Genomic DNA, 8,336 nt, shown 5'->3' on the forward strand with positions numbered 1-8,336 from the left:
TGATGCCAGTTCTAAATATTTTGGTTGCCTTCAATGGTTCGGCTTCCTCTATTTCTGCTCTGAAATATGCGGCAGCGCTTGCACATAAAGATCGAGCATATGTGACTGCTATTTTGGCGCATACATCTCACGAAGTCATTGATCGTAAGCATCGCTGGATTCCTGCGCAAGCTGCGGCGCTGATCGCCAATGCAAACGATGAAGTTATCGAGAAAATCGAGGCGAAATTCGTTGAGTTGTCGTCAGAATTAGAGTTGGGAGACCGTCTGTTATTCCGCAAAACGACAGGGCGGGTTGATGACTTGCTTGCACAAACGGCACGTTCTTTTGACATATTGATTGTCGGTCAACACTTGGACGATGACGACGAGCACATCACCCTTCATCCAGATCGTATCGCGCTCATTAGCGGTCGGCCTGTTGTAGTGGTTCCGACAGACTTCAGCTTGTCGGGCACGCATAGCCATGTGGCAGTCGCGTGGGATGGCGGACGCGCGGCGGCCAGAGCTGTGTCCGATAGTCTCAGGATCCTTGAGGATGAGGGTAAGGTCAGCCTCTTGACCGTTCGAGGGGCTAGTAATCCACCCGTTGATGATTTGCTGCAGCATCTCAGTCGGCACGGTACGGATGCCATTCACCACGATTTGCCTCGGGTCACGTCGATTGGGGATGCGCTCGTCAATTTCTGCAAACGGCAGGATGCAACCTTACTTGTGATGGGGGCATATGAGCATTCCAAATTTCGCGAAGATTTCCTGGGTGGAGTAACGGCGACTGTTCTTCGGGAAATTAAGATACCTGTGTTGCTTTCGCACTGACCAGGCATAGGTTCAGACCGAATGCCCTGTCGTATTTCAGAACTATAGAACAGGTATGTTTAGGGACAGACTATGAAGATCCATATCCTCGATGACTGGTTTAACACGCTTAGTGGCTTGCCTTGCTTTGCCAAACTTGATCGGCACGATGTGACTGTCTGGACGGACCATGTTGAGGATATCGATCAGCTCGTTGATCGTCTGTATGACGCCGACGGTGTCGTTCTCTTCCGCGAAAGAACCAAGGTGACGCGCGATCTGGTTGCGCGTCTTCCAAACCTCAAATTGGTCAGCCAGCGAGGGGTCTATCCACATATCGATGTGCAGGCTTGCACCGACCATGGTGTTTTGGTTTGCTCGAAGACAAGTGGCGAAGCGCCTGCGCATGCGGCTGCTGAATTAGCTTTTGCGCTGATCATGTCAGCAATGCGTCAGTTGCCCCAGCAAATGGCCTCGGTCAAGGCAGGGACTTGGCAAGTTGGAGTCGGCAAAACCCTACACGGTCGGACGCTCGGGTTATATGGCTATGGCCGCATTGCAAAAGCTGTTGCTGGTTACGCCAAAGCGTTTGGCCTGAATGTCATCTGGTGGGGTTCTGAAGACGGACGCAAAAAAGCTGTCGCAGCTGGTGAAACCGTTCCCGCGTCCCGTGAGGAATTTTTTGGATCTTGCGATGTCGTCTCGGTGCACGTGAGGATGTTGCCTCAAACCAAAGGAATAATTACGGCCGCTGACTTTGCATCTATGCGCAACGGCTCGGTATTTGTGAATACATCACGGGCAGGATTGATCGAGGCTGGCGCACTACTGGATGCCCTAAATCGCGGTAAGCCCAACTATGCAGCAATTGATGTCTTCGATGTGGAACCTTTACTCGATCCCACCGATCCTTTGTTGAGCCATCCAAACCTGATTGCAACGCCGCATATTGGGTTTGTGACTGAAGATGAGTTTGATTTTCAGTTCTCAGATATTTTTGATCAGGTGAATGCATTTGCGGATGAAGCACCCATTCATATGATTAATCCCGAAGTCTGGACCGCCTGATTAGTCCTGCGATCAGAGGCGCACCGGTAATCACTAAAATGATGCGGACCAGATGGTGGGTCACGACATAACCCAGATCAGCGCCTGCGATGATAGCCAGAACAGTCATCTCGGCTTGGCCCCCAGGCGCAAAGGCTAAGAACGCTTCAACTTTACCACCGAGGCCGAAAGAGTAGACGAGCTGGCTAAAGAGCTCTGCAAGGATTGCGAGCAATGCAACATACGCAATCCCTGCTGCAACGAAGCGCTTTAATTCTTTGAATGTAACGCCCACGAAATTCACCCCGATGCCAACCCCAATGAAAAATTGGGCGAAGAGGATGGCTTCACGAGGTGGACGGACATGGATGAGTTCACCGAGTGATAGTGCAGCGGTGGCTATCATAGGGCCAAGTATCGAAGCTCCGAACAACCCCACCCGAACGCCGATTTTCCAACCTCCAATGGCTGCAATCGCCATGAGTATGAGTTCCAATAAAGGAATTTCTGTCGCGGGGGCGCCAATAGGATTGTTCAGGGATGCGCCATAAAGCGTGGACAAAACGAAAGGTGCGATCGTGACAATGATCAGAACTCGCGTTGCATGAATAAGTGACAGTGCACGAGGATCGCCACCTGCTTCGGTTCCAAAGATGACCATGTCCTGCAAGCCACCGGGCATCGCCGCATAATAGGACGTGGTTTGATCCAATTTCCAAACACGACTGAAAAACGGGACGCCAACCGCTCCAATCGCAAGAATGAACACGGGGATCATAGCGATAGAAACCATCATCGTCGGGAGCTGATGGAATAGTGCAGGGGTAATGCTAGCACCAACCGCGACACCCAAAATGGTGCGCGCACCAACCGATATATCTCCAAATCCCTTTAGTGGAAGACCTGTGAGAGCGGCAAAGAGGCAGGCGAACATTGGGCCAAAAAGGAACGGCAAAGGAAGGTCCAAAGCCAAGAAGATGCCGACCCCAGTCAGAGCCAAAGCAAAGGTAAATATTCTCTTGGAACCATTTGAAAGGTGGTGCTGGGCCATGGGGTTATCAATCATTTGACTTATTGTGAATCCGAGTGTATACACTTGGATACAATTTACAAGATGGTTGTTATGGCAAAGCACGACGACAACATTTCAGCCGATGGTCCGCAGGGCAATCAGGCTTATTTCCAGCTGCTGTCGGATATCCGTGACGGTCGTTTGGTGTCGGGTGATCGTGTGCGTGAAACTGATCTCGCGGAACGGTTCGGTATTAGCCGAACGCCCATACGTGAAGCGATCCGTCTGCTTGAAGTAGATGGCTTGATTTCTCACCAGCCACGACAAGGGGCTACCATCAGGCGTCTCGATTATGCAGAGGTGATGGAGCTTTATGAGATGCGGTCCGTGTTGGAAGGGACTGCCGCACGCCTTGCTGCCCGTTCAGCATCTGACATTGAGATTGAAGAATTGATCTCCTTGAACGCTGATCTTGCGGCTGCGGGCAATTCGCCTGAGGCTTTCCGGTTGAACCGTCAATTTCACCAAGCTTTGCTTCACTCGACTAAGAACCGTTTTTTGGCCAAATCAATGGATAGCCTACAGAAATCTTTGATGATTTTAGGGCCAACCACTTTGACACAGCCTGACCGGGCTGAGCGCGCAATCGAAGAACACAATGACGTTCTTACAGGAATCCGTTCGCGTGACGGTGAAGCTGCCGAAAAAGCCATGCGCGCGCATATTGAAGCTGCTCAAAGAGTGCGAATTAGGGCTCTGAGACAATTGCCAGTTACGGAGGAATGACACTCTATCTGGCTGGTTCCTCCCTCCAACAAGCGATGAAACCAGCGACCGCGAAATGCGGTGTAGATATAAAAGCAAAAGAGAGATGAACAAACATTCAACAACACCCGGTTCTAACTGGGACGTCGTGGTGGTTGGGGGAGGGAACGCCGCCCTTTGTGCAGCAATGACCGCTGCCGAAGAAGGTGCGCGCGTCCTTATCCTCGAAACCGCCCCAAAGGCGTACCGTGGTGGCAATTCGCGGCACACTAGAAATTTTCGGTGCATGCATCATGGTCCGTTAGGTCCACTGGTCGAAAGCTATACCGAGGACGAGTATTTCAGTGATCTTATGAAGGTCACGGGCGGCAAAACGCACGAAGGGCTGGCCCGTTTGGCCATCCGGTCTTCAGAAGAGTGTTTGCCATGGATGGAAGAACATGGAGTTCGGTTTCAGCCGTCACTCTCTGGGACATTGTCACTGGCGCGCACCAATGCGTTTTTCTTGGGTGGCGGGAAAAGCCTCGTCAATGCGTACTACAGAACTGCCGAAAAGCTTGGCGTGACAGTAAAGTACGAAGCGGCTGTGACGCACATCGAGTTGGATGATGATAGGGTTAGCTATCTCGATTACACGCTGGCCGACGAAACACACCGTGTCTTTCCAAAGTCTGTTGTGGTCGCGTCGGGTGGCTTTCAGGCAGATACTGAATGGCTTGCCCGAGCTTGGGGGCCAGCAGCAAAGAATTTTCTGATTAGAGGTACACCCTACAATAGGGGAGTTGTTCTAGCAGATCTTTTGGATCAAGGCGTGGAGCAGGTCGGCGATCCTACGCAATGTCACGCCGTTGCTATTGATGGGCGTGCCCCAAAATTTGACGGTGGAATTGTTACCCGATTGGACTGCGTGCCGTTTTCTATTGTAGTCAATAAGAACGCGGAACGGTTCTACGATGAAGGCGAAGATGTCTGGCCAAAACGCTATGCGATTTGGGGTCGTTTGGTTGCGGCACAGCCGGATCAAGTTGGGTACGTGATCATCGACGCAAAATCTCTGAACCTATTTATGCCATCCGTATTTCCACCGATCAAAGCCGACAGCATTGAAGAGTTGGCTGAAAAGATGGGGCTGCCACCCGCAGCGCTCAAAAGTACGGTAGAGGAGTTCAATCGGTCGTGTGGTGACACGTCAAATTTCCATCCTACCGAACTCGACGGTGTGAGAACCACTGGACTTAATCCCGCGAAAACCAACTGGGCGCGACCAATCACAGAGGCGGCGTTTTACGGCTACAGTCTCAGAACCGGCGTCACATTCACTTACCTGGGTCTAAAAGTGGATGAAAATGCACAATGTTCTGTCGGCAATCGTCCGATAGCGAACCTTTGGGCCGCTGGCGAAACAATGGCTGGTTCAATCTTAGGGCAGGGGTATCTTGCCGGTTTTGGCATGACAATCGGAACTGTCTTTGGACGCATTGCTGGCAAGGAGGCCGCGGCCCATGCAAACTGATTTTCTAAATGAAGCGCGCCGACAGGCAGAGATCTGCAACGCGTGCCGCTACTGTGAGGGATATTGTTCCGTGTTTCCAGCGCTCCACGCCGAGCGCGCCTTTTCAGATGGAAACCTGACCCAGCTTGCCAACCTCTGCCACAATTGCAGGGGGTGCTACTACGCCTGTCAGTACACGGCGCCGCATGAATTCAATCTCAACCTACCTCAAGCACTGGCAAACGTGCGCCAGCAAAGCTGGGAAGAATTTGCTTATCCGCAATCTGCGGCTAAAGCCTTTCAAAAAAATGGCGCATTGATCGCTCTGATGGCGACGGTGGGATTTGCGTTCTTCTTCTGGCTGGCAAAGCAAGTTGCAACGATCGGTGGGGAAGGCTTCTATGCGATCCTGTCCCATAACATGATGATCGCTATCTTCATACCAGCTTTCGTATTCCCTTTGATGAGCATCGGCATCAGTCTTCGCCGATACTGGCGTTCAGTCGATGGCGGCCCTGTTAAACTTGTGCACCTCAAAAAGGCATTCATCGCTGCTGCGGGAATGAAAAATCTGCGGGGTGGACACGGCGATGGGTGTAACTTTGAGGATACTGACCGGTTCTCTCAAGGTCGGCGCTATGCTCATCAGGCAGTGATGTATGGCTTTTTGCTGTGCTTCGCTGCGACGAGTTCGGCAACTGTTCTGCATTATGTGTTCGATATGCCTGCGCCATACCCATTTTGGTCATTACCAAAACTCTTGGGCGTTATCGGAGGCGTATTGTTGTCGCTCGGCTGCGTTGAAATGGTCCGATTGAAACTCAAGTCGGATAAAACATTAGCTGCAGACAAGGCCTTTTCTGGGGAAGTTGGTTTTGTTGGCTTGTTGGGCTTCGTGGCAATCAGCGGATTGCTTCTCTATTTTCTCGGAAGCACAACGGCGATGCCAGTATTGCTGGTTCTACACCTTGGCGCAGTCTTGGCATTTTTCGTGCTAACTCCGTTCACCAAAATGGTGCATGGCTTTTATCGTCTTGCCGCGATGGCGCGAGACGCTCAACGGACGAAATAAGCTTGGTGAGGCAAGAACGACCCTGTTCTTGCCTCATCTTTATATGAACGTCCAATGTGACTGTTTGGCTCTCGAAATTCGGGCACTAAGTCAATGCTAATGGCTCGTGATGACGAGAGCTGCCGTTATTCAATGTTGGATATGACTGACATCCGCTGTCGTGATGGGGTTCGATCGTTATCTCGATTCAGCGAAAGTCCTCTTCCCGCCCTTGGAGTCGAACGGTAATCGGCCCAGTCCGGTCATTCAGCAAGCAAACTCCTTGCCGCGCGGTGGCTCATCAGTGCGAACATTCATACTTTGTGTAGCGAGTGACCACTAAGCACGACATGGATGTGTATCCCGCAGCCGTATTCGGTAACGTATGCTGCGGATTGGGTGATCTGAAAGCATTTTTCACGCATTCGGATCGTCGGAAACAGGCCATAAACGCGGCAACGTTGTCGTGGTGTGACAGGTTAGCGTTATACCACCGTCAACGTGCATTCGAAATTTCGATCAAGTTCCCATCAGGATCGCGCAAATAGATAGATGTGATCGGTCCAGTTGCGCCCGTGCGGGGCACTGGGCCCTCGGTGATCGGGATACCGCAAAGCGCGAGGTGATCGATCCATTCCGCCAGAGGGGTGTCTGAGAGCAGACACAGGTCTGCAGAGCCCGGGGTAGGGGCGGCCGCATATGGAGCGAACTCTGCACCCGCTTTGTGGAGGTTGATTTTCTGCGCGCCAAAGGTCAGGGCTTCGCGGACCTCGCCAAACGGGGTGGTGAATGGGGCCCGTGTCATGCCCAATCCGACGCAGTAAAACCGGCATATCTCTTCAATGTTTGCGACCGTGAGGACCAGATGGTCGAGGGTGCGGATGGTTGGTTTCATATTAACGCGCCATAACAATATCGGCGCGTAGCCCACCGAGGGTTGGGCTATCCGACAACCGCAACACACCCCCGTGCAGTCGCGCGATATCAGCAACGATTGCAAGGCCGAGGCCAACGCCTGTACCTTTGTTCTGGTTCCGCGCAGGGTCAAGCCGCGTGAAGGGGCGCATCGCCTCTTCGCGTTTGTCGGCGGGAATGCCGGGGCCGTCATCCTCAACCGTGATGCGGAGCGTGCGGTCGGTGAGGGCAACCGACACTTGGGCTTGGGTTCCGCCATACCGCAAAGCATTGCCAATCAGGTTGTCCAAGGCGCGACGCACCGCCAATGGGCGGAGAGGCACGGTAACATCGTTGAGCATCGGATCGAGCGGCAGGAGGATTACATCTTGCCCGCCACGTTGGGCATCATCCACGACACGCGTGACCAGATCGACGACATCCACTTGCTCAGCTGCATCGCCTGCATCCGCACGCCCATATTCGAGGAAGGCTTCGATAAGCCGTTCCATATCCTCGACATCGCGGACCATGGGTTCTGCTTCGGCATCGTCGACCATCGACAGTCCAAGTCTTAGCCGTGTCAGCGGCGTGCGAAGGTCATGGCTAATGCCCGACAGCATCATTGTGCGTGACTGTGTCTGACGTTCAATCCGCGCCCGCATGTCTAGAAAAGCGGTGCCCGCTGCGCGGACTTCATTCGCGCCACCAGGTGAATAGGGGACAATCCGCCCTTTACCGTATTCAGAGGATGCATGAGCCAACCGTTTGATCGGACGCAGTTGGTTGCGCAGGAAAGAGTAGGCGACAAAAGTAAGGAACGTCCCCATTACCATCATAATGACGATCAATTGGTGAGGGTTCGACGCCGTCACCCTCCACCGCGGAAAACTGATCCCATTCATGCCTGAACGATCGAACCAAACCATAACTTCGGTGTCATCCGACAGATCAACAGCGCGTAGATCGTCGAAGTCGGTCCGAAGGGTCGCAATCATCGCGCGACCAGAGAAATCCAAGAACCCATAGTCATCGGCCTCAGGCGGTGCCTCAGACGACAGAAGTGTAAACCCGAGCGCTTCGGAGAGAGCGGCCTGCTGCACGGCTGGGCTATCAAGGATCAGGGTAATCTCACCACTGACAGATTGTGTCATTCGCCGCGTCACACCATCATAGTGACGTTGGATAAACACGACAGAGACGAGGATTTGGAGCGATATGATCGGGAGCAGCAGGATCAGTGCTGCTCGGCCATATAGTCCGCGAGGGAGATAAGAT

The 8,336-nt window shown here is 52.7% G+C and carries 8 protein-coding genes (1 of these 8 cut by a window edge); 5 read left to right on the plus strand and 3 right to left on the minus strand.

What is annotated here, in order from left to right:
• Positions 1-2: 2 nt before the first annotated feature.
• Entirely contained in the window at positions 3-818 is an 816-nt protein-coding gene (locus tag BSK21_RS05700) for a universal stress protein (protein WP_067548684.1), read from the plus strand.
• Between the two features lie 72 nt (positions 819-890).
• Positions 891-1,865, plus strand: a complete 975-nt coding sequence (locus tag BSK21_RS05705; protein ID WP_067548681.1) for a D-2-hydroxyacid dehydrogenase family protein — start codon at positions 891-893, stop codon at positions 1,863-1,865.
• Here the strand turns inward: BSK21_RS05705 and BSK21_RS05710 are convergent.
• Positions 1,840-2,844 (minus strand): AbrB family transcriptional regulator, encoded by a 1,005-nt coding sequence (locus BSK21_RS05710; protein ID WP_232230452.1) that lies wholly within the window; start codon positions 2,842-2,844, stop codon positions 1,840-1,842. The genes BSK21_RS05705 and BSK21_RS05710 overlap by 26 nt on opposite strands.
• Before the next feature lie 123 nt (positions 2,845-2,967).
• Here BSK21_RS05710 and BSK21_RS05715 point away from each other — a divergent pair, with 123 nt between their 5' ends.
• The 3 genes from BSK21_RS05715 to tcuB all read left to right on the plus strand — a co-directional run bounded on the left by BSK21_RS05715 (position 2,968) and on the right by tcuB (position 6,185).
• On the plus strand, positions 2,968-3,642 hold the full coding sequence (locus BSK21_RS05715) for a GntR family transcriptional regulator (protein ID WP_067548678.1): 675 nt from the start codon (positions 2,968-2,970) through the stop codon (positions 3,640-3,642).
• Between the two features lie 85 nt (positions 3,643-3,727).
• Entirely contained in the window at positions 3,728-5,134 is a 1,407-nt protein-coding gene (tcuA, locus tag BSK21_RS05720; protein WP_067548675.1) for an FAD-dependent tricarballylate dehydrogenase TcuA, read from the plus strand.
• The gene (tcuB, locus tag BSK21_RS05725; RefSeq protein WP_067548672.1) at positions 5,124-6,185 is read left to right on the plus strand and encodes a tricarballylate utilization 4Fe-4S protein TcuB; all 1,062 of its coding nucleotides are present in this window, start codon (positions 5,124-5,126) and stop codon (positions 6,183-6,185) included. The genes tcuA and tcuB overlap by 11 nt, the downstream gene beginning before the upstream one ends.
• Positions 6,186-6,660: 475 nt before the next feature.
• Here the strand turns inward: tcuB and BSK21_RS05730 are convergent, their stop codons facing one another.
• Together BSK21_RS05730 and BSK21_RS05735 are read right to left on the minus strand one after the other, a co-directional pair.
• The gene (locus BSK21_RS05730) at positions 6,661-7,059 is read right to left on the minus strand and encodes a VOC family protein (RefSeq protein WP_067548669.1); all 399 of its coding nucleotides are present in this window, start codon (positions 7,057-7,059) and stop codon (positions 6,661-6,663) included.
• A gap of 1 nt (position 7,060) precedes the next feature.
• A protein-coding gene (locus BSK21_RS05735; protein WP_067548666.1) for an ATP-binding protein crosses the window boundary here: on the minus strand, positions 7,061-8,336 show its 3' portion. The gene runs 20 nt beyond the window's last position; 1,276 of the gene's 1,296 nt are visible here — the last part of the coding sequence; the start codon falls outside the window, past its right edge; it ends in the stop codon at positions 7,061-7,063.

This window comes from Marivivens sp. JLT3646 (genome assembly GCF_001908835.1).
Lineage (GTDB): Bacteria > Pseudomonadota > Alphaproteobacteria > Rhodobacterales > Rhodobacteraceae > Marivivens > Marivivens geojensis.